The sequence below is a fragment of the Mesobacillus subterraneus genome (assembly GCF_003937825.1).
Classification (GTDB): Bacteria; Bacillota; Bacilli; order Bacillales; family Cytobacillaceae; genus Mesobacillus; species Mesobacillus subterraneus.
Genome location: NZ_RSFW01000017.1, coordinates 143,669 through 165,150, shown reverse-complemented (window position 1 = coordinate 165,150; position 21,482 = coordinate 143,669). Strand labels below are relative to the sequence as shown.

25 protein-coding genes are annotated in these 21,482 nt (G+C 42.6%); 14 read left to right on the top strand and 11 right to left on the bottom strand.

The window, feature by feature from the left end; all coding sequences use genetic code 11:
• Window positions 1-53: 53 nt before the first annotated feature.
• From EJA10_RS15305 to EJA10_RS15285, 5 genes are all read left to right on the top strand, one after another.
• Entirely contained in the window at window positions 54-257 is a 204-nt protein-coding gene (locus EJA10_RS15305) for a hypothetical protein (RefSeq protein WP_125480886.1), read from the top strand.
• 69 nt (window positions 258-326) lie between these two features.
• Complete coding sequence (locus tag EJA10_RS15300) at window positions 327-533, top strand: DUF6501 family protein (protein WP_125480885.1); 207 nt, start codon at window positions 327-329, stop codon at window positions 531-533.
• 315 nt (window positions 534-848) lie between these two features.
• Window positions 849-1,433, top strand: a complete 585-nt coding sequence (locus tag EJA10_RS15295; protein ID WP_125480884.1) for a GNAT family N-acetyltransferase — start codon at window positions 849-851, stop codon at window positions 1,431-1,433.
• A 22-nt stretch (window positions 1,434-1,455) separates the two neighbouring features.
• Complete coding sequence (gene crcB, locus EJA10_RS15290; RefSeq protein ID WP_125480883.1) at window positions 1,456-1,854, top strand: fluoride efflux transporter CrcB; 399 nt, start codon at window positions 1,456-1,458, stop codon at window positions 1,852-1,854.
• Window positions 1,851-2,201, top strand: a complete 351-nt coding sequence (locus EJA10_RS15285) for a fluoride efflux transporter FluC (RefSeq protein WP_125480882.1) — start codon at window positions 1,851-1,853, stop codon at window positions 2,199-2,201. Before crcB ends, EJA10_RS15285 begins: the two co-directional genes overlap by 4 nt.
• 40 nt (window positions 2,202-2,241) lie before the next feature.
• Here the strand turns inward: EJA10_RS15285 and abc-f are convergent, their stop codons facing one another.
• The 3 genes from abc-f to EJA10_RS15270 form a co-directional block, all read right to left on the bottom strand.
• Entirely contained in the window at window positions 2,242-3,957 is a 1,716-nt protein-coding gene (abc-f, locus tag EJA10_RS15280; RefSeq protein WP_125480881.1) for a ribosomal protection-like ABC-F family protein, read from the bottom strand.
• A 362-nt stretch (window positions 3,958-4,319) separates the two neighbouring features.
• On the bottom strand, window positions 4,320-5,090 hold the full coding sequence (gene yidC, locus EJA10_RS15275; protein ID WP_125480880.1) for a membrane protein insertase YidC: 771 nt from the start codon (window positions 5,088-5,090) through the stop codon (window positions 4,320-4,322).
• 16 nt (window positions 5,091-5,106) lie between these two features.
• A complete protein-coding gene (locus tag EJA10_RS15270) occupies window positions 5,107-5,397 on the bottom strand; it encodes a hypothetical protein (RefSeq protein ID WP_125480879.1) in 291 nt (96 codons plus the stop codon).
• A 161-nt stretch (window positions 5,398-5,558) separates the two neighbouring features.
• Between EJA10_RS15270 and EJA10_RS15265 the strand changes: the two genes are divergently transcribed.
• Window positions 5,559-5,879 (top strand): hypothetical protein, encoded by a 321-nt coding sequence (locus tag EJA10_RS15265; protein WP_246017815.1) that lies wholly within the window; start codon window positions 5,559-5,561, stop codon window positions 5,877-5,879.
• Window positions 5,880-5,944: 65 nt separating this feature from the next.
• On the opposite strand, the gene EJA10_RS15260 is transcribed toward EJA10_RS15265, so the two are convergent.
• From EJA10_RS15260 to EJA10_RS15245, 4 genes are all read right to left on the bottom strand, one after another.
• The gene (locus tag EJA10_RS15260) at window positions 5,945-6,676 is read right to left on the bottom strand and encodes an urease accessory protein UreH domain-containing protein (protein WP_125480878.1); all 732 of its coding nucleotides are present in this window, start codon (window positions 6,674-6,676) and stop codon (window positions 5,945-5,947) included.
• A gap of 93 nt (window positions 6,677-6,769) precedes the next feature.
• On the bottom strand, window positions 6,770-7,513 hold the full coding sequence (gene pflA / locus EJA10_RS15255) for a pyruvate formate-lyase-activating protein (protein ID WP_125480877.1): 744 nt from the start codon (window positions 7,511-7,513) through the stop codon (window positions 6,770-6,772).
• An 81-nt stretch (window positions 7,514-7,594) separates the two neighbouring features.
• A complete protein-coding gene (gene pflB / locus EJA10_RS15250) occupies window positions 7,595-9,820 on the bottom strand; it encodes a formate C-acetyltransferase (RefSeq protein ID WP_125480876.1) in 2,226 nt (741 codons plus the stop codon).
• Window positions 9,821-10,349: 529 nt separating this feature from the next.
• Window positions 10,350-10,688 carry a cupredoxin domain-containing protein gene (locus EJA10_RS15245; RefSeq protein ID WP_425462104.1) on the bottom strand — a complete coding sequence of 113 codons (339 nt, stop codon included), beginning with the start codon at window positions 10,686-10,688 and terminating at the stop codon, window positions 10,350-10,352.
• Between the two features lie 252 nt (window positions 10,689-10,940).
• Between EJA10_RS15245 and EJA10_RS15240 the strand changes: the two genes are divergently transcribed.
• The 4 genes from EJA10_RS15240 to EJA10_RS15225 all read left to right on the top strand — a co-directional run bounded on the left by EJA10_RS15240 (window position 10,941) and on the right by EJA10_RS15225 (window position 15,732).
• The gene (locus tag EJA10_RS15240; protein ID WP_125480875.1) at window positions 10,941-12,149 is read left to right on the top strand and encodes a DHH family phosphoesterase; all 1,209 of its coding nucleotides are present in this window, start codon (window positions 10,941-10,943) and stop codon (window positions 12,147-12,149) included.
• Between the two features lie 168 nt (window positions 12,150-12,317).
• Window positions 12,318-13,484, top strand: a complete 1,167-nt coding sequence (locus tag EJA10_RS15235) for a D-alanyl-D-alanine carboxypeptidase family protein (protein WP_125480874.1) — start codon at window positions 12,318-12,320, stop codon at window positions 13,482-13,484.
• A 161-nt stretch (window positions 13,485-13,645) separates the two neighbouring features.
• A complete protein-coding gene (locus EJA10_RS15230) occupies window positions 13,646-15,019 on the top strand; it encodes an alkaline phosphatase (protein ID WP_425462099.1) in 1,374 nt (457 codons plus the stop codon).
• Window positions 15,020-15,078: 59 nt separating this feature from the next.
• Complete coding sequence (locus EJA10_RS15225) at window positions 15,079-15,732, top strand: lipoprotein (RefSeq protein ID WP_246017814.1); 654 nt, start codon at window positions 15,079-15,081, stop codon at window positions 15,730-15,732.
• Window positions 15,733-15,904: 172 nt separating this feature from the next.
• Here EJA10_RS15225 and EJA10_RS15220 read toward each other — a convergent pair whose 3' ends face one another.
• The gene (locus tag EJA10_RS15220; protein WP_125480873.1) at window positions 15,905-16,156 is read right to left on the bottom strand and encodes a YkuS family protein; all 252 of its coding nucleotides are present in this window, start codon (window positions 16,154-16,156) and stop codon (window positions 15,905-15,907) included.
• A 102-nt stretch (window positions 16,157-16,258) separates the two neighbouring features.
• Between EJA10_RS15220 and EJA10_RS15215 the strand changes: the two genes are divergently transcribed.
• Window positions 16,259-16,390, top strand: a complete 132-nt coding sequence (locus EJA10_RS15215) for a YuzL family protein (protein ID WP_125480872.1) — start codon at window positions 16,259-16,261, stop codon at window positions 16,388-16,390.
• A 43-nt stretch (window positions 16,391-16,433) separates the two neighbouring features.
• Here EJA10_RS15215 and EJA10_RS15210 read toward each other — a convergent pair whose 3' ends face one another.
• Entirely contained in the window at window positions 16,434-18,053 is a 1,620-nt protein-coding gene (locus EJA10_RS15210) for an ABC-F family ATP-binding cassette domain-containing protein (RefSeq protein WP_125480871.1), read from the bottom strand.
• Between the two features lie 343 nt (window positions 18,054-18,396).
• Between EJA10_RS15210 and EJA10_RS23450 the strand changes: the two genes are divergently transcribed.
• Window positions 18,397-18,534 (top strand): hypothetical protein, encoded by a 138-nt coding sequence (locus tag EJA10_RS23450; protein ID WP_170169161.1) that lies wholly within the window; start codon window positions 18,397-18,399, stop codon window positions 18,532-18,534.
• A gap of 329 nt (window positions 18,535-18,863) precedes the next feature.
• Here EJA10_RS23450 and EJA10_RS15205 read toward each other — a convergent pair whose 3' ends face one another.
• Window positions 18,864-19,463, bottom strand: a complete 600-nt coding sequence (locus tag EJA10_RS15205; protein ID WP_125480870.1) for an SCO family protein — start codon at window positions 19,461-19,463, stop codon at window positions 18,864-18,866.
• Window positions 19,464-19,637: 174 nt separating this feature from the next.
• Here EJA10_RS15205 and EJA10_RS15200 point away from each other — a divergent pair, with 174 nt between their 5' ends.
• On the top strand, window positions 19,638-20,036 hold the full coding sequence (locus EJA10_RS15200; protein ID WP_125480869.1) for a CidA/LrgA family protein: 399 nt from the start codon (window positions 19,638-19,640) through the stop codon (window positions 20,034-20,036).
• Window positions 20,011-20,697 (top strand): LrgB family protein, encoded by a 687-nt coding sequence (locus EJA10_RS15195; protein ID WP_125480868.1) that lies wholly within the window; start codon window positions 20,011-20,013, stop codon window positions 20,695-20,697. The genes EJA10_RS15200 and EJA10_RS15195 overlap by 26 nt, the downstream gene beginning before the upstream one ends.
• A 75-nt stretch (window positions 20,698-20,772) precedes the next feature.
• Here the strand turns inward: EJA10_RS15195 and EJA10_RS15190 are convergent, their stop codons facing one another.
• On the bottom strand, window positions 20,773-21,474 hold the full coding sequence (locus EJA10_RS15190; RefSeq protein WP_125480867.1) for a Crp/Fnr family transcriptional regulator: 702 nt from the start codon (window positions 21,472-21,474) through the stop codon (window positions 20,773-20,775).
• Window positions 21,475-21,482: the final 8 nt, after the last annotated feature.

Genomic DNA, 21,482 nt, shown 5'->3' with positions numbered 1-21,482 from the left:
TAGAATGACACAGCCAACACCAAGATGAATACATCCTGGAAAGAGGGATTTACATGAAGGTTTTTTCTACAGAAGGATTTTATGAGCTGATTTATAAAAATGAACGATTTTCTTTTTTACAATATATTCGTAAAGACATTATATGTGATGTTTGTTATATAACTTTAAAAAACGTGATTACTGGGGAAACAATGACGTTCAACCAATCAGAGATTCGCGGTTTGCGTATTGCCGGTGAAGAAGCGAATGCCAGCTAAATCTTGCTAAATGGATCGCCTTTTCTTTATACTTAAGGATATGAAACTGAATTAAAGGAAGTGCAGAGAATGATCCATATCGATTGGCAGGAACGTGAAACAATAAAAAAGTTACGATGCGTTCATACAGATGCGAAGAAATATATTGTCAACAACAAGCTGACTGCAGGAAAAGAATATGATTTGAAAAACGAAACAGAAGAGTTTTATTTTATTGTCGATAACTCTGGAAAAGTCGGCGGATACTACAAAGAGTACTTTGAAGAGGTAAAATAGCAAAAAAAAAGCAAAGCTCAGGCATCCTGGGCTTTTTTGCATTCCATCCATCAGGCTCTTGTAAAACCTTGTAGCTTCACCCCGAAAGGTAAAAAGCGGCTTATCGGTTTTTACGAATATTTTTGCATATCCGACTTGGAACATATTCGAAAAGAATCCAGAAACCCTAAGGGCCGATAAGTTCATGTGGAAAAAAAGAACAATCAAGTCGAAAACAGCCATCAATAAAGTAACAAAAGGCAGGCGGCATTGGTTATTTCCGCCTGAATGGAAGAGTGGTATGATGGATGAAACAGAATATCGGGAGTGGAGAGAATGGAGAGAGAAATCATACTGAAGGGTCCAACGCTGCTGCTCGTCCCCATGAAGGGCGACCAGCTTGATGAATTGTGGGAAGCAGGGAAAAATCCTGCAATATGGGAATTTACATCCTCCAAAATCAGAAGCAAAGAGGATATGAGAAAGACGATAGAGACAGCAGAATCAGAAAGAGAAAAGGGGACGCAGGTTCCATTTGTCGTGGTTGACCAGGAGACAGGAAAAATTATCGGCAGTTCCAGGTATCTTGATCTGTCTCTGGCACACCAGACTCTTGAAATTGGCTGGACATGGTATCAGCCGGAATACTGGCGGACAAGGGTGAACACAGAAACAAAATTCCTCTTGTTGCAGCATGCTTTCGAACAGCTGGGCATGAACAGGGTTCAATTTTGCACGGACAGCAGAAATATTCGTTCCCAAACGGCGATTGCCCGGATTGGTGCCCATAAAGAAGGTATGCTTCGAAAGCATCGTATCATTGCTGATGGATATGTCAGGGACACAGTCGTTTACAGCATTATTAAAGAAGACTGGCCATTCGTGAAGGGACAGTTACAGGAAAAAATGAAAGTGAATTAGCTGGTCAGGAAGGTTGTTTCGAATGGTATACATTGGAGTAGCTCTGGGCGGAATGCTTGGCAGTCTTCTAAGATATATTCTCAGCCTGGTTACGGCAAATATATTAAATGATGGCTTTCCGACGGGAACCTTAATTGCCAACCTGGCAGGATCCTTATTCCTTGGATGGTTTACGAGTCGATTGATCGAACAGAAAAAGTTGGATGCTGTGTGGGCTGCTGCGATCGGTACCGGGATAACAGGGTCATTTACCACATTCTCGACTTTCAGTCTTGAAACATTGCTATTGTTGGAAACAGGCCATATTGGAATGGCCTCTCTCTATATCCTCATTAGTGTACTTGGAGGCCTCTTTTTTGCTGCAGCTGGGTATAAGCTGGGGTCGAAAAATAAATCAAGGCCGGGGGTGGGAGTTAAATGATTGAGTTTGTTATGGTCGCTGCTGGCGGGATGGCTGGCGCTCTTCTAAGGTTTCAGGTTCAAAGAATAACCCCAATTATGACTGTGCCGCTAGCAACAATCATAGTAAATCTGATAGGCTCCTTCTTGCTTGGCTTAATGATCGGCGCAGGAATCCATGGGAACTTGTACCTTTTCGGTGCAGTCGGCTTCATGGGGGCGTTCACCACTTTCTCCACCTTGAATGTAGATCTGGTCAAGTTGATTTTAAATAAGCGAGCCAAGCCCATCCTTTTTTATACACTTGCTACATACATTGGCGGGCTCCTCTCAGGAGTTGCAGGATTATGGATTGGCAGAGTCATCTAAACAAGAAAAACACCTCAGTTTAGGTGTTTTTCTTTTTAGCTTATGCCAAATCTCTTTTTTTCTTCAGTAGCTCAGTAAGTTTGCGATCGAGTTCTTTGTACTCGGCTTCCTCCCTGGAAAGGAAAGAGAGCTTACTGATGACGGCAGATATTTCATTTTGCAGGATCATCAGCTCCGCTTCTTTTTCTAAATGGTTTCGGGGAACAGGAGAGCTGTTATACTCTTTCATTCCAAACTCACTTCTGACAATTTTCCCTTCCTCAATGACTAGAAGTTTTTCGCTGATTTTCTCGAGGAAAAAAACATCATGCGAAACGGCCAATATTGAACCACTGAACTCTAGCAGGGTCCTTTCAAGACTTTCCCTGCTGGCTAAGTCAAGGTGGTTTGTTGGTTCATCCAGGATAAGCAAATCCAGTTCTTCCAAGAGCATCATGACCAGTTTGATTCTTGTTCGTTCACCAAGGCTGAGCTGACCAATCGGAACCATGAGTTTTTCTTCACTAAGGCCTATATTGGACAAAATGGTCCGTGCCCTCCGGAGAGAATCCCTGTCCGTCAGACCTGTATATTCAATTATGGTTTGATTGAGAGGGAGGTCGGATACATCCTGGCTCAGGTACCCGATCTTTAAAGTTTCACTAATCCAAATATCACCCTCAGCAGGAAGTTCCTCTCCGAGCAGGATTTTTAAAAGAGTTGTTTTTCCGCTGCCGTTTTTGCCTAAGATGGCCATCCTTTCACCATGGTTCATATAAAAATGGCTATTTTTAAATAAGCAGCGTTGGCCATACTGCTTAGATAATTTGCGGGCTTCAAGGATTCTCTTTCCACGTTTCCGGCTTTCCATAAATTCAAAGCAGACTTTTGCTTCTTCCTTAGGTTGTTTTACTTCATTTTTTTCAAGTTCGTTTTTCAGGCGTTTCAATTTGGACTTAACCTGGTTATCCAGTTTCTTAGCTTTCACCCGATGGTATTCCTTGAACCCTATTAGCCTTCTCTCAGAATTCGTGCCCTGTTTGGTTGAATCCCGATGGGCTTTCTCTGACCAGTTCTTGAGTTTAGAAATTTGCTGCTGAATTTGCAATTTATGTCTTTGTTGAATTTCATACTGGTGAAGCTGGGTCTCATACAGCTTTTGTTTTTCCTGCCGGTAGACTGAATAGTTCCCTGAAAATGATTTAGTGACCCCGTCTTCGATCTCGATAATTTCAGTTACGGTTTGGTCGAGGAAGTAGCGATCATGGGAAATGATGATTACTGCTCCTTTGAAGACGGTAAGTTCAGCGATCAGCCAATTTACACCGTGAAGGTCAAGATGATTGGTAGGCTCATCGAGAATCAGCACTTCAGGATGACTTGCCCAGATCCGGGCCAGCGAAAGCTTCAACTTTTCACCGCCGCTTAATTTTTCCCAATCAGGATCATGCCAATCCAGATCTGAAGAGAGTCCCAGCTGACTAGACAGATGAAGTAAACCGTTCTCTGCCAATGAGAAAGTATTTTTAAACTCATGAACTGAATAATCCGTTGATTGCTTCAGGTAGCCAATGTTCAACGAGCCGTTTATTGTTTCTACCGTGCCATTGTCCGGCATTGTAGTTCCATAGATGATATTAGCCAGTGTCGTCTTGCCTGCCCCATTGCTTCCGACCAGACCGATTCGGCTGCCTTTTTTTATATCGAATTCCGCATTTTGTATTACTTGTTTTTCATTAAAGCTCTTTTGTATAGCTCTTATTTTCATTATGGTCATATAAAATCCACCTTTCAATTTTTGCTCTATTGGTTGAAGGTGTGTATTTTATCCATTTAAAAAACCTCCCAGGTGCTCCCGGGAGGTTCTGCTTTGCATCCGTTTGAATTGATCCAGTTCCAAACAGGCATGAAATTGCCAGTGGCAGATTCATGCTTGCTTCAGTGATGAAAATCAAAAGGAATGGCAAAATGAGCAGACTAATCCTATTTCCGGGCAGCACTTTTTTCTTCATTGAAAAAGCGGGCTGAAAATAAGATTAGTTCTTCATCGGCTCTTTACCATTCCCTTCAGGTATTGTTAAGTCAAAGTATAACTTGAGGGAAAATCAGCTGTCAACTATATCCAGAAATGTTCATAAATTATATTTGTTGTTCAACTTTTAAGGGGTTTTCTTTAACCCCATAGATTTTCCTGGCCAGCATGGTCTGGATAATCAAGAAAATTCCGCCAATCGTCCAGTAAAGAGGTAGGGCGGATGGTGCGTTTAATGAGAAAATAACAATCATCATAGGGGACAGTAGCCCCATGAATTTCATTTGATTTCTTTGATCCTGCGATACATTCGACATAGACACCTTGAATTGAAAATAATAAATTAAGCCAGCTGCGGCTGTAATCAGAATGTCGGAATGGCCTAGATTGAACCAGAGGAAGGAGTGACTGGCAATTTCCTCTGAACTGCTGATGGCATAATACAAACCCATCAGGATTGGCATCTGAATCAGCATCGGCAGACAGCCGACCGAAAGCGGGTTTACCCCATGCTTCTGGTAGAGTGCCATCATTTCCTGCTGGAGTTCCTTCTGTTTAACTGGATCCTTTGTGTCCTTTAACTTTTTTTGGATGTCATCCATTTGAGGCTTAAGGACTTCCATCTTTTCTTTCATATCCTGCTGTTTTTTATATTGCTTTAACATCAGCGGCATTAATACCAGTCTAATGAGCAGTGTGATCAATATGATCGCCAGGCCGAAGCTTCCGCCAGTAAGACCGGCAAGGATGTGGATCAGCCAGGTGAATGGCTGTATAAAAGTAGACTGGAAAAATGAGCCGTCGCTTGTCAGCCCCTGGCACCCGGTTAAAACAGATGGTAAAAATAGAATCAAGATCATGGTGTAGAACTTTTTCATTTTTCTCCTCCTAAAATTATCTTGTTTTTAAATCAGGAGAAAAATGTTGGTCCTCATCACCGGGATCAATTTTTATTTTGATTACTTTCAGGATTTGGAGGTGAAGTTTCATCCCCAGGTCCGCTTTATTTTTAAAGGCTGTTTCAGAAGCGGAAGGCTCGAATGTAACCTGCATGAAACAGGAATCGATAAAGGACGTGTCTTGGATGATCCAAAATGCGGACATCGTCAGACTGATGAGCAAGGTCAAGTAAACGCTGTAAACTGCCGTTGCGTCAACTGATTGTGCATATAATTCCACCAGCATGCCATCACCCCATCCTAAACCTATAACAAGAATAGTATCATATACGAACCCAAAAGGGAAAAGTTTCATTACCATCTATTTCATAGACCATCGTGGTTTGAAATGGTAGAAAAAGGGCTAAGTATATAGAACAAAACAGCGCCTATTTGAAAGGGGTAGCAATGATGAAAGTTGTTTACGGATTAATGATCAATTCAGGGGATGCTGACGAGATGCTTTGGGACCATGGCGTGTGGGAAACAGAAGAAGCAGCGAAAGAATATATAGAAAATGAAATGTCCAGCGTCACCGGCATATGGGTGGGAGAGTTAAAAGTGAATGACTCTATTCCGGAAGCAGCAGAAGATCCATCGGAAGTAATGATAGAGTGCGACCTTTGCGCAGTTGAATATAACAGGGAAGACGTCAACACTGACGATTATGATGAGCGTGTTTGCATCAATTGTGAGCCTGGATACAAGGAGACTATGAATATCGCATAGTAAGAGAAAAGCCATGGTTTACCCTATGGCTTTTTTCTTACTATAATCAATAAGGATTGTTCCTCTTAGCCCCAATACGTGATCGTATCAAGTATTCCAATTAAAATAATTGTGTACCCGGCCGCTTTTTGCACGAATGATCCGAATCTGCGGCTTTTTTTCATCAGTGAGCCATCTAGACCGATATAAGAAATGATGCCGGCAAAAACAATCAGCGGAATCGATGTTCCAATCGCAAATAAGGAGGGAAGAACCGCTCCATATGGAGAACTGAGAACGATTGGCATCAGGGTGAAAAAGAACAGGGAGAACATCGTTGGGCAAAACGCAATTGAAAAGCTGACCCCCATTAAAAATGACCCTGTCAAGCCGCTGCCTTTCCATTCAGGCAGTCGGGATGTCACTCGGCTGATCCAATGAAATGCAAATACACCGACGAGGCTTAAACCGATCAGTATGAACAAGGGGCCCATCAACTTGCGAAACCACGAAAAAAATCCCGGGAGTGCTTCCTGGAACCCATGTCCTATCAACCAGACAGCCAGTCCGAGCAAAGAAAAAACCGTGATTTTTCCAAGGATGAAGAATGCAATGGCCATCCATTGGCTTTTGGATTGCATGCTGCGGTTTCCATAGTAGGTAATCGCGCCGATATTTCCTGTAAGCTGACAGGGTGCTAGAGCACCGACTAATCCAAGAAGGAAGCTTGCAAATATAGGGATTCTTTCAAATTCATTGACCAGGTTGAAGAATGGCCCGCTTAAGAAATTGCTGATCTCGGTAAAAAGTTGATACATCAAATCCCTCCGTGCTGCTGATAAGTCCATCATACTAGAAAAATATCAAAAAGGTATGCAGAAAAAACAGCAGGTGAATGCCTGCTGTTTCTGCTAATTAACCAGCTTTAGATGGGCTGTCAACAACTGATGCGCTTGCTCCACCTCGTCATCCCCAGGCGGTTCAACATTCTTCAGTGGATACTCAAGTCCCAGAGCCTCCCATTTATAGACGCCGAGTTTATGGTATGGGAGCACTTCTACCTTTCGTACATTTTCAAGTGTACTAATGAAATCTCCAAGATTAGTCAGATCATCGGTTGCATTTGTAATGCCTGGTACAAGCACGTGTCGGATCCATATGGGCACTTCACGAATGGACAGGTAGCGGGCAAATTCCAGGATGTGATCATTTGCCATCCCAGTCAAACTAATATGCTTTTTCCGGTTGATGTGTTTTAAGTCCAGAAGAATCAAGTCAGTATAATTCAACAGTTCCGCTAGCTGCTGCTGGAACAGCGGGGCGCTTGAATAACAGCCGCCTGAAGAATCAATGGCTGTATGGATGCCAAGTTTCTTGCACTCTTTAAAAAGTTCGGTGATAAAAGGAATTTGTAATAGTGGTTCACCGCCACTGACGGTGATGCCGCCTCCCGACGATTGGATGAAAGGAAGGTAGGATTTCAAATCATCGATGATTTCGGAAACAGACATGCTTTTCCCCGTACCGATTTCCCAGGTATCTGCATTATGGCAAAATTGACAGCGAAGCAGGCATCCTTGAGTAAAAATGACATAGCGGATTCCCGGTCCGTCTACCGTCCCAAAAGTTTCGATTGAATGAATGTTTCCGTTCATGATGATTTGCTCCTTTCTGATTAGGAGGTTCCTGCCATCTGGCAGAACCTCCTGGAAAAGCCGATCGTTCCGGCAAGTGAATTACATGGATTCATGGAATGTACGATTGATAACATCCAGCTGCTGTTCGCGTGTCAGCTTGATAAAGTTAACAGCATATCCTGATACTCGAATTGTCAGCTGAGGATATTCTTCAGGATGTTCCATTGCGTTCAGCAATGTTTCTCTGTTGAATACGTTCACGTTTAGGTGATGTCCTTCTTTGATTGCATAGCCATCAAGGATGGATACCAGGTTATTGCTGCGGCTATCTTCATCCTTACCAAGCGCTTTTGGCACGATGGAGAAGGTGTTTGAAATGCCGTCCATTGCGTAGCTGTAAGGCAGTTTTGCCACAGAAGACAGGGAAGCGAGTGTTCCTTTTGTATCGCGGCCATGCATTGGGTTTGCACCCGGTGCGAATGGCTCTCCTGCACGTCTTCCGTCAGGGGTGTTTCCAGTCTTTTTGCCATATACGACATTTGAGGTAATGGTCAGTATGGACATGGTGTGTACAGAGTTGCGATAGGTTGGATGCTTGCGAAGCTTCTTCATGAAGGTCTTCACAATTTCCACTGCAATGCTGTCAACCCGGTCATCGTTATTTCCGTATTTCGGGAAGTCGCCTTCAGTTTCGAAATCAACGGCAATGCCGTTTTCGTCACGAATGACGTTTACCTTCGCGTATTTTATGGCGCTTAAGGAATCAGCTACAACACTTAGGCCGGCGATGCCGGTTGCCATCGTGCGCAGGACTTCCGTATCATGCAGCGCCATTTCAATTCTTTCATAGCTGTATTTATCATGCATGTAATGGATGACGTTGAGTGTATTGATATACAGGCCAGCAAGCCATTCCATCATACCGTCGAACTTTGCCATTACTTCCTTGTAGTCCAGAATATCTGAAGTGATCGGACTGAACCCAGGAGCCACCTGGACCTTGAGCTTTTCATCAACACCGCCGTTGATTGCGTAGAGCAGAGCCTTTGCCAGGTTGGAACGCGCACCGAAAAACTGCATCTGCTTGCCGATTTCCATCGCTGATACACAGCAGGCAATACCATAGTCATCGCCGTATTCACACCGCATTAAATCATCATTCTCGTATTGGATGGAGCTGGTTTTGATTGACATCTCCGCACAATATTTCTTGAAGTTCTCTGGCAGGGAAGGAGACCAAAGGACTGTCAGGTTAGGTTCTGGAGCTGGACCCAGATTATCCAGTGTATGCAGGAAGCGGAAAGAGTTCTTTGAAACGAGAGATTTACCGCTGTGCGCCATTCCGCCGATTGACTCCGTTACCCAGGTCGGGTCGCCGCTGAATAATTCATTGTAATCAGGAGTTCGGGCAAATTTAACAAGCCGCAATTTCATCACGAAATGGTCGACTAGCTCCTGTGCTTCCTTTTCGGATAAAGCGCCGTTTTGCAGGTCACGTTCAATGTAGATATCCAGGAATGTTGCGACACGTCCGAGGCTCATTGCTGCGCCGTTTTGCTCTTTTATCGCTGCCAAATAAGCGAAGTACACCCATTGGAATGCTTCTGCTGCGTTTGTGGCAGGCTTTGATATATCATATCCATAACCCGCTGCAAGCTGCTTCAATTCATTAAGGGAACGGTATTGCTCGGAGATTTCCTCTCTGAGTCGCATTGTATCCTCTGTCATGATGCTGCTTGTCGTTTCGTGGTCTGTCTTCTTCTGCTCCATAAGGAAGTCGACACCATATAGTGCAACACGGCGGTAATCGCCGATGATGCGGCCGCGTCCGTATGCATCAGGAAGGCCCGTGATGATGCCGGCTTTACGGGCTTGGAGCATTTCCTTCGTATAAACATCAAATACACCCTGGTTATGGGTCTTACGGAAGTCGGTGAAGATTTTTTCCACTTCTTTATCTAATTCATAACCGTATGCTTCGCACGCTGCTTTAGCCATGCGAATGCCGCCAAATGGCTGCATGGAACGTTTGAATGGCTGATCTGTCTGGAAACCGACAACCTTTTCCTTTGACTTATCAAGATACCCTGGACCATGTGATGTAATGGTAGAAACGATTTCGGTATCCATGTCAAGGACGCCGCCATTGTCACGCTCCTGTTTAGTTAAGTCCATTACTTGCTGCCACAATTGGAGTGTTTCCTCAGTCGCTCCTTCAAGGAATTTTGAGTCGCCAGTATATTCAGTGTAGTTCTTTAGAATAAAGTCACGTACGTTGATTTCTTCCTGCCAGGCACCTGGTTTAAAACCTTTCCAATGTTCCATTTCCTGTTCACCTCAATAATTTATGTGTATATAACAGTTATCACACTTTAATCATACTACGACTACTACAGTTTTAGTGTGACATATTTGTGAAAATATGAACAATGTGTCTGTATAGGTATTTCGTTGTAGTTATTAATAATTTTATTAACTACCTGTACTATGATAAAAAAGTGTATTGAGAGTTCTGTTATATAAAAAGCTTCTTGTTTAATCTATCGTAACAGGAAATGTAAACACTGTGTCTACACTGTTTTGTATGTTTTGTGTCAATTAAATGCTTCTTTACTTCGGTATTCCTAAAAGGCCAGTTATCCTAATGAGTTTGGCGAGAAAGTGGATTTTACTGGCGATTTTGTTGTTAAGCTAAAAAGCCAGTTGAATTCCACTCCAGGAACCTTATAACTAATAATTCTTGCGGTGAATGTTTAAACGTGAAAAACAAAATAAAAAAGGCTGTCGAGAGGTTTCTCGACAGCCTGACAGGATAGGAAAGTCCGTTCGATTGTGTAGCATGCTTACGATGTTCTTAATCTACGACGATGTAAGCAATCATAGGCCCATTGTTTTCTTTGTCCGGGTGGGTCAGGCAAATAAGCCTGTAAGTGCCTTCCATATCAAATTGCAGTGGGACAACCGTTTCTTCACCTTTTTTTACCACGCCTTTTATGTCTGTCCCTTCGATGATGAATGGATGCTCCTTCCCGTTTATCCCAAGGATTTTCAGACGGACTTTCTCACCTTTTTCCAGGAAGATGGTTCCAGGATCCCAGCGATAAGCTTCAATTTCTTTCCCGTCGTCGGTTGTGGATTTAAATTCTCCCGTCACCATATGGATTTCACGGATTTGATCGCTTTGGCCACCAATGGCAGGGGTGGCATCCGGTTTGAACCCTAGCCATAATGAGCCCACGATCGCAATAAAGACAATAAGTCCGATAAAGTATAGTGCACGCCTTTTTACTACGAAGAAATGCACGAAATCACCTCCTTTGTTTTCTCTTTAAATGTTTATGCTCGTCCCTATACAGAACTTGTCTAATTTTTTCAGGAATTTATCGGGTATAGATTAGTAAGGCTACAACAAACTATAGGTTAGATAAAAAACAAGGAGGGCAATATGTATCGTTTATTCACTCACAACGACTTGGATGGAGTAGCTTGTGGTATTCTCTTCAGGCTGGCTTTCGGGGAAAAAGCAGATGTGCGCTACAATTCAGTATCAGGTCTTAACTTCCAGGTTGAACGCTATTTCGAAAAAATGAATGAACGCATGAAAAAAGAAGATCATCTTTATATCACCGACTTATCTGTCAATCAGGAGAACACCGAGAGAATTGACCAGTTTGTATGTGAGGGCGGTCATGCAAGACTGATCGACCATCATAAAACAGCCTTGCATTTCAATGATTTCAGCTGGGGTTTTGTAAATGTGGAGGACAATCATGGGACGCTCACCAGTGCAGCTTCATTGGTATATGAATACCTGACCAGCGGGAATCACTTGAAAAAAACAGGATCGCTTGATGAGTTTGTTGAGTTAGTAAGGCAATATGATACCTGGGATTGGGATATCCTGAAGAATTATAAAGCAAAAAACCTGAACGATCTCTTCTTCATGGTATCGATTGAAGAATTTGAAGAGCGAATGATGTCCCGGCTGCAATCTGGTGATACTTTCGAATATGACGAATTCGAACAAAAACTGCTAGAGATGGAAGAGGATAAAATTGATCGGTATATAAGAAGAAAGAAACGGGAAATTATCCAGATTGAAACGAACGGACTTTTTGGCGGGATCGTTCACGCAGAATCCTACCATTCCGAATTGGGGAATGAACTTGGCAAAGAATACCCGCATCTCGATTATATTGCCATTTTAAATTTGGGAGGGAAGAAGATCAGTTTCAGAACCATTCATGACGATGTGGATGTTTCAGCAGTTGCCGGAGAATTTGGAGGGGGCGGACATGCAAAAGCTTCGGGGTGCACAATGAATGTGGAAGCTTACAAGCGTTACATTGAGCAAGCATTTCCGCTTGACCCCATTAAGCAGGATGCATTCAGGAATGTGTATAACTTAAAGGAATCTAAACGCGGCAGTCTCTATGAAAATCGAGAAAATGAACGTTACTTTATTTATACAGATGGAAGCCATCATTTTATTCAAAAAGGTACAGAGCGAATAGGAAAGTTTAATGCTTTCCCAGAGGCTGAGCGATATATAAAAAGGGAGTTTGGTGCGGCACTGGCCAGGGACGAACAATATATCAACTACCTGGAAACAATTGTGTATGATTCGCTAATAAAAACAAACCCATCAAGTTAATTGATGGGTTTCTGGCTTTATATTATAACTACTATAGTTGGAAGGTATCTATTTTTTTTACAATCATTTGTATAAAGTTCCAATCATATTAAAATTTATTAACAGCGCAGAAATTTCGACAACTTTCTGATAATATAAGGGAAGATTAGAAAACTGGATGTGTTTTGGATGAGGAAATATCTGATATTCGTATTTATTCTTTTGTTGAACATGTACTTAATTACTGGAGAAGGTAAGGCAGAGGAAGATGCACCTGAACTGACCTCGGAGGCAGCCATCTTAATGGACACTCAATCAGGTGCGATTCTTTACGGAAAAAATGAAGAAATCCAGATGTACCCTGCCAGTTTAACGAAAATAGCGACTGCCATCTATGCAATTGAGACAGCCAATCTTACTGATCAGATAACGATAGGGGAAGAAGTGTTGGACATAGACGGCACACGGGTATACTTAAACCCTGGAGAACAGGTTTCATTGAAAAAGCTTGTTCAGGGAATGATGATCAATTCAGGGAATGATGCCGCACTGGCTATTGCGATTCATCTTGATGGTTCGCTGGAAAATTTCACCCGTAACTTTAACGAATTTCTTGAGGAGAAAATTGGTGTCAAGGCAACACACTTTGTCAACCCTCATGGATTGTTCGATGAAAACCATTATACGACTGCCAAGGATCTTGGCTTGATTCTTAATTACGCTATGAAGAATGAGGATTTTCAAGAGATTTTCGGTACAAAGCAGATGGAGTGGGATGGTGAGTCATGGGACACAACCCTTCTATCACATCACAGGATGCTGAAAGGCGAAATACCTTATGAAGAGGTTACGGGGGGGAAAACCGGCTTTGTGGACCAGTCAAAGCAAACGCTCGCGACCACAGCAGAAAATGGCCAGATAAAATTGACTGCCATTCTTCTGAAGTCAGAATTCAAACGCAGAATTTATCAAGATACTATCAAACTCTTTGAATACGGATTTGCAAACTTTCATTCCACGCAAATCATGAAAGGCGAAAAGTTTGAAAACGGCAAACTGAAGTTCAAAGCAGACGACGATATATATTTGACGGAGCCTGTTGAACAAGCTGAGCGGGTTGTTGACAGCGATGGAGTTCTAAGAATAGAGAACGACAGAGGCGAAACGATTCAATCGGTAGAATTAAAGGCGTTAATCGAGAAAAAACCTGAAGTCAAGAAGACAACGCAAGAACCAGAGCAAAGCAGCATACTGTCATTCAACACTATTCTGGGAGCGATCGTTTTAATAATTGGGGCCGCAGTGCTGGTCATGAACCGAAGACAGAAAAAGAACAGGCGGGCTAGAAGCAGGTAAACAACCTGCTTCTTTTTTATGTTATGAAAAACAGTGGTCTTGAGCAAATTGTAAACAGCCTTAACAAGCTCTTAATCTATTTTTACAAACAGTTAATGATAGATTAACAGGGAGCTACTATAGTAGACAGTGTAAATAATAACTTTTCTGGAGGTCTTAGAATGATGAAAGCAAAATTAAAGAAAAAGATTCTCCCGATCGCTGTCCTATCTACTGTGGCGTTCGGCAGCCTGGCAGGAACATTCGGGGCAGAGGCTAAGACTGAAAAAGACAATAATCAGGCAGAAATCAAGAATGTTATCTTTTTAATCGGGGATGGAATGGGTGTATCCTACACATCAGCATATCGATACTTGAAGGACAATCCTGATACTCCTGAAATGGAGAAAACTGAATTTGATAAATATTTGGTCGGCAATCAAATGACCTATCCTGAGGATCCGGAGCAAAATGTCACTGATTCTGCCGCAGCGGCAACCGCCATGTCTGCAGGAATAAAGACTTATAATGCAGCCATCGCGGTCGACAATGACCATTCTGAAGTAAAAACAGTACTCGAAGCTGCAAAGGAAAATGGCAAGGCAACCGGTCTGGTGGCAACGTCTGAGATTACCCACGCCACCCCCGCTTCATTTGGTGCGCATGACATCTCGAGAAAGAATATGAATGCCATTGCTGATGACTATTATGATGAAATGATCAATGGAGAACATAAGGTTGACGTTATGCTGGGCGGCGGATTAAGCAACTTTGTCCGGAAGGATCGCAATCTGGCAGATGAATTTCAAAAGGCTGGTTACAGCTTTGTAACAGATAAAAACCAATTAATCAACGATAAAAATGATAAGATTCTTGGTCTGTTTGCTGAGGGAGGGATGCCGAAAATGATTGACCGGGAAGAAAGTGTCCCTTCACTTGCCGATATGACTAAAACGGCAATTCAAAAGCTGAATAAGGATAAGGTTGGTTTCTTCCTGATGATAGAAGGCAGCCAGGTGGACTGGGCTGGCCATGATAATGATATCGTCTCTGCCATGAGTGAAATGCAAGATTTCGAACAAGCATACAAAGCAGCCATCGAGTTTGCTAAAAAGGATAAGCATACTCTAGTTGTAGCGACAGCGGACCATTCCACAGGAGGGTATTCTATTGGGGCAGATGGCATCTATAATTGGTTCGGTGCACCAGTCTCAGCCGCGAAACGCACCCCTGACTTCATGGCAGCAGAGATTGCCAAAGGGGCTGATGTGGAAGGAACACTCAATAAGTATATCGACCTTGAATTGACTGCTGAAGAAATCGCTTCTGTAAAGGAAGCAGCAAACGCGAAAAATGAAAGAGCAATCGATGACGCAATCGAAAGAATCTTTGACAAACGATCCCATACTGGTTGGACGACTGGCGGCCATACAGGTGAAGATGTGCCGGTGTATGCTTTTGGTCCAGGAAAAGAAATGTTCTATGGTCAGATTGATAATACGGATAATGCCAAGAATATCTTTGAAATCCTTGAAAATGGAAAAAGGGGAAAGTAATGAACTGACTCCCGCCGGGTACAAGCCTGGCGGGCAAACTTCTTTGAGAAGGTGGTTTCATGATGAAAAAATATTTCGCTTTATTGACAGCAGCTGTTCTTTTATCAGGTTGTTCTGTGGCCGGTGATAAACAGGATCAGGCAATGAAAACTGTTCAAGCAAGCAGTAATGGGTCAAAACCAGCAACTTCTGATCTTCTTATTCCAAATCCTCAAGTCAGTGATGACAGCAGCCTGGCAAAGGAAGGGGATTCCATATCAGATCGGAAAGGCGAACTCACACTTAAACAAATAAAACAAGTGAACAAAACCTTGACGATAGGCGGAATAGATTACACGGTAAAAGATATAAAATTATTACACTATGTCCCTGACTACAGCCTGATTGATTTTTACCATCCATATACACATGATGAGGAATTTGACTTCATAAAGGTTGGGATTGAGTTGAAAAACAGCTCAGACGAAGGTTATCATTTTGCACCTATAGCTTTCATGAAACTGAATAATGACATCATTAAGACTTGGGAAGATGATTTTTACCTGGAAGAATTGAACGGAGGAATTCAACCAGGACAGGTGAAAAAAGGGAATATGGGGTTCATTGTGGATGAACTCGACAGTCTGGAAGCTGTGGAACTCCTCACAGGCGATTTAGTCGATTTGGGTAAAGCGAAAGAGGCTGAGCCTGTTAAATTAAATATTAAGATGTAATGAGTAACAATGAAAAGCTGACGAACCTTGAGTAGCCCAATCCCTAAAAGGGGTTGGGCTGCTCCGGTTGCCTTAAAACCATCATTCATGAAGGAGCAGCATTTATTGAAGGATGAGTGAAAGGATCCCCGGGAATTGAGTCATAAAAAAACTGCCAAATGGCAGTTTCATGTTATTGGATTTGTCCTGATTTCTGGTCGAGCTGCCTGATCACTTCATCTGCAGACAAACCGTTTGCCTCGATGACAGACCCTTGAGTCACAACATCCTGCATTCCCATGACATTTGAATCCATGCCGCTGATTACACAAAAATCGCAGCCCTGTGCATCAGACTCCTGACGTAGTTCGACAACGTCGTAGCCTTTTTGGCGTAAAGCTTCAGAAATATTGGATAAGGCTTGTTCTACTCCTACTCTTGCCATCTGTAACACCTCCTTCACCACTATAAGTTGTCCGGGGAAAGTATAAAATATTCTTCCCGCTGAACAATAGGAATGCCGGGTGAATACAAGGGAGGTGCAGACATGTCAAAACGCAAAAAAGATCCATCCACAATCGGTCTAAATTCAATGCAGGTGGAAGGACAGGGTACAACTGCTCACGAGACTGGGAGCCGGACAGCTTCTTCCTCTCGCAGGAAGCAGAAAAAAGACTGAAGAAAAGAAAAACCCTCGGAAGAGTATCCGAGGGTTTTTATCATTAAGCGTACATATCAGCGATTTGTTTTTGAAGTTCCTGGTTCTCAAGATACTCATCATAGGTCATTTGCTTATCAACCAAGCCTGATGGAGTAATTTCCATGATCCGATTTGCAATGGTCTGTACAAACTGGTGGTCATGGGAAGAGAAGAGCATGGAGCCTTTGAAATTGATCAGACCGTTATTCAAGGCTGTAATCGATTCAAGATCCAGGTGGTTTGTTGGTTCATCCAGCAGCAATACATTCGCACCGGCAAGCATCATCTTTGAGAGCATGCAGCGAACCTTCTCTCCACCGGAAAGGACGCTTGCTTTTTTCAGTACCTCTTCACCGGAGAACAGCATGCGTCCAAGGAAACCGCGGAGGAAGCTTTCGCTGTCATCCTTAGGTGAGAATTGGCGGAGCCAGTCAACCAGTGTCAGGTCACACCCTTCAAAGAATTCAGAGTTGTCCTTAGGGAAGTATGCCTGTGACGTTGTAACTCCCCATTTGAAAGTCCCGCTGTCTGCTTCCATTTCACCTGCAAGGATTTTGAATAACGTCGTAATGGCAATTTCATTTTTCCCAACTAAAGCAATTTTGTCATCCTTATTCATGATGAAGCTGATATTATCAAGAACTTTCACACCGTCAATGGTCTTGGAAATTCCTTCAACTCTTAATAAATCATTGCCGATTTCACGATCAGGAGTGAAGCCGACATATGGATATTTACGTGAGGACGGTCTGATATCGTCCAAGGTAATTTTATCAAGGAGTTTCTTACGGGAAGTCGCCTGTTTTGACTTCGATGCATTAGCACTGAAGCGCGCAATGAAGTTTTGCAGTTCCTTGATTTTTTCTTCTTTTTTGCGGTTCGTGTCCGACTGCATCTTCAGCGCCAATTGACTTGACTCATACCAGAAATCATAGTTTCCGACATAGAGCTGGATTTTCCCAAAGTCCAGGTCGGCAATATGTGTACAAACTTTATTCAAGAAGTGACGGTCGTGGGATACGACAATAACCGTGTTCTCAAAGTTGATCAAGAACTCTTCCAGCCACTGGATCGCTGCAAGATCTAGATGGTTTGTTGGTTCGTCGAGCAAAAGAACCTCAGGTTTGCCAAATAGAGCTTGTGCTAGGAGAACCTTGACTTTATCTCCGCCGCCAATTTCGGCCATTTTTTTCGCGTGAAGTTCTTCGCCAATTCCCAGGCCTTTAAGAAGGATTGCAGCTTCAGATTCAGCTTCCCAGCCGTTTAACTCAGCAAATTCGCCTTCAAGCTCAGCTGCCTTCATTCCATCCTCATCCGTGAAGTCAGCCTTCATGTAGATGGCGTCCTTTTCTTGCATGACTTCATATAACCTGGCATGTCCCATGATGACAACCTTCAGTACCTCAACATCTTCATACTCAAAGTGGTTTTGTTTCAGAACCGCAAGGCGTTCGCCAGGTGTTAAGTTCACACTGCCGGATTGCGGCTCAATTTCTCCTGATAATATTTTAAGGAAAGTGGATTTGCCTGCTCCGTTTGCTCCGATCAGGCCATAGCAGTTTCCTGGTGTGAATTTGATGTTAACATCTTCAAATAGCTTGCGGTCTCCGTATCTCAAGCCAACATTTTGAACTGTAATCATTTATTTGTAGCCTCCATTTATATATATCCCAAAGATTATACCATGTTTGATACACAGGAGCGAATTTTCTTCACGAAAACTAATGGTTGCTTAGTGTGTTGGGAAAGTTTGGATTTTGCTGGCAATAATGTTTTTTTAGAGGAATAAAGGGGAAAAGGCGAGACTAGGAGCAGAATTCACTAATTAAATTGTTTTTGCAGCATAAAAGGGTTATGAAGTCTATTGGGAAAATTTAAGAAAAAATTAATGTTCTCTCGTCAATTTTTTTGCTCATTTTCACACATTTTTCATATTTTTCATGTAGAATAAAAATAGACAAAGACGGATTAAAGGAGTTTTTGAAATGGCTAAAAAGCAGCTGGTTGATTTTGTTAACCGCCTAAAGGAATCAGGGATTAAGGTCAGCTTCACTAAGCCAAAATCAGAATTTTTCTCCCTGCAAAAAAACGAGAAACATCCCACCACAGTGAATTCACATTGAGGAATAGAACGGCTTGTTCGGCTTGACAGCAGTAAAAATCATCCTAGTTACCTTTCACCAGACTGCTCGAATCAGCCATTACATCGTAGAAATGGTCAAACAAAAAAAAGCGGTACAGCATCCCGCTTTTTTTGTTGTTTCGGAAAGAGTTTGGATAGGGTTCTCATCTGGCTCCTGCGCCAGCCCCTCGAAACATAACAGTTTCCCCATGGAGGTCAAGGTCGACTACACTGGTTGGCCCTCCTAGACAGGTCGTGCTAGACCCGACTGCCACACGATGCAGCGTTCCTGCCGGGATTGGCAAATGCGCTTGCGTTTTTGTTCTTTACCTAAAATTCATCCATAATTGCCTCAAATACTTTATCCTTATTAAAATCCTCCCCCATAGGGAACTTTTTGATGAATTTATTATGTTCATCGATTAAATAAGTGAATGTACTATGGACATAAAACCCATTTCCCGGGTCACGATATTGAAATTTGAATGTATCGGCAACCTGTTTAATTTTAAGTTGTTCTTCTTTGATTTTGTCCTGGTCTCCAGTCAGGAATATCCAGTTTCCATCGTTTTCAAGTCCGAAGTTATACATATATTTCTGGAGTACTTCCGGTGTGTCCCGGTATGGATCGATTGTGATGGTTACGAATTGCACTTTCTCCCCATAAACGCCTTCTTTAATTAAATCAGTTCTCAATAAGTTCATTTTTTGAGTTGTCGTAGGGCATATGTCCGGACAATGAGTATAAATGAATTCAACTAGTTTAATTGTGTCAGTATCTTCCCCGAATGTGTACTTCTCTTCATCTTGGGTTACAAGAGTAATGTCCTTAGGAATTTGCGCGCTGGCATCCCGAATAAGGAAAAAAGATATTCCGGAAACAATTCCTATTAATACGATCAATGAGCTGATAAGATAGATTTTTTTCATAGCGATAGCCTCCCCTTTATAAGATATAAAAAATACGAGGAAAATCATATGGACATTGTGTGAACTATGGAAAACAAATATAATATTAAAAGAATATTCTCTTAATATAACTTGCGAGAATTATAATGATGCCAATTCACACCCGAAGTAATAGGGGAAAAAGGGGAATGAACCTTGAAATTTGGAAAGTTGGTCAAATTCATATTACAAATCGCAGGTTTAATCCTGTTAAATAAAATTGGTTTTCTCTTTGTTGATTTTTTTGATTTGCTCATACCTGGGAATGTCGTTGGCATGGTACTGCTTTTTTTGCTGCTCTGGTCGAGATTGGTTCGGCTTGAGTGGATTGAAGATGCCTCGGATTTCCTTGTCAAACACTTATCTTTCTTCTTTGTTTCAATTTCAGTTGGGTTGATGACACTGGGAGGGCTTCTGGCAAAGAATGGTTTGCAGCTTGCCATTATCCTGGTTTTCAGCGCAATTATTGGAATGGCTTTTGCGGGTTTCGCATCACATGTATTGATTCAGCGGAAGGGAGGGGCTAAAGCTGGCAACCCTGATCACGATTTTTAGTATTTTAATAACCTTAGGAGCGTATTTAATCTCGAGGAAAGCGGCAACAAGGTATTCTACTCCTCTAACTTCACCGGTTTTCTTAAGTACGCTGCTGGTGATTTTTATATTGCTGGTGTTAAAGATACCATATAAGGACTATGTTCCGGCGAGTGAAATTATGACATACCTGCTGGGACCGGCTACCGTTGCCCTGGCCGTTCCCTTATATAGACAAAGGAAAGTCATTGCGGCTAATATGGTTCCTGCATTGGTTGGGCTGATAGCAGGAACGGTCTCGACAATTGTGTCCGCTGTCCTCCTAGTCAAGCTTATGAAACTATCAAATCAAATCCTGATCTCTCTGACGATCAAATCCATCACTATACCTGTTGCCTCTGAGGTAGCCAAAATCATCCATGGGGATTCCTTCCTGGTAGCTGCATTTGTGATGGTCACAGGCATGTGCGGAGCAATGCTGGGTCCTTGGCTCATGAACTCACTTAAAATCCTTGATCCATTTTCAAGGGGGCTTGCCATCGGCACCATAGCCCACGGAATTGGTACCGCCGAAGCAGCCAGAGAAGGGGAATTGCAAGGAGCTGTATCTGGTGCCGCAATGGGACTGGCAGCGATCATTACGTCTATAGCAGTCCCCTTCATCCTGCCGTCGATATTATGATCGGTGGGTATTGTATACTAATTCCAACCACCATATTCGGATTAAAAAGGAAGCTGAGTCACCAGCTTCCTTTGTTTATTCAATATTGCAATATTCAATCGGGCAATTCTCGCAATCAATTTCCCGCTTCAGGAAATTAATGTCATGGATGATGACTCGTTTCCTATGGATGGATATAATGCCTTCGTCACGGAGTTCTCCCAGCATGCGGCTTACACTTTCTCTGGCCGTTCCGCAATAATTGGCCAAATCCTGATTCGTAATAGTGGCATTTATGTGAATCCCATCTTCTTTGACGATTCCATAGCTGTTGGTCAATCTGATCAGCGTCGAATACAGTGCCCCTTTCTTACCATGGAGGACGAGGTCGCGGAATTTCGTTATGGTTTTACGGATATGGTCATTCATCCATTTAAGGAATTGATATGCCAGCTGGCTGTTGTTGAATAAGGCTTGTTCCAGATTCTCAATATTCACTGCAGCCGCTTCACCATCTTCCATCACCCTTGCGTTGAATAAATATCGCGGTCCGACAGTGAATAGGGTCAGCTCGCCGACAATGTCGTTCTCCTTGCATAACCTTAAATACAATTCTTTCCCCTCTGCATTCATTTTCGAAATCTGCACCCTTCCCGAAAGAATGATGTACATTTCTTTTGCTTCCTGCCCTTCACGGAAGAGAAATGCGCCTTTTTTGAATTTCACGATTTTTTCCGATGCCTTTATTAATTCGCTGATCTCATAGGTCAGATCTTTTTGCTTTTCGTGGCCGGCCACATAATCCC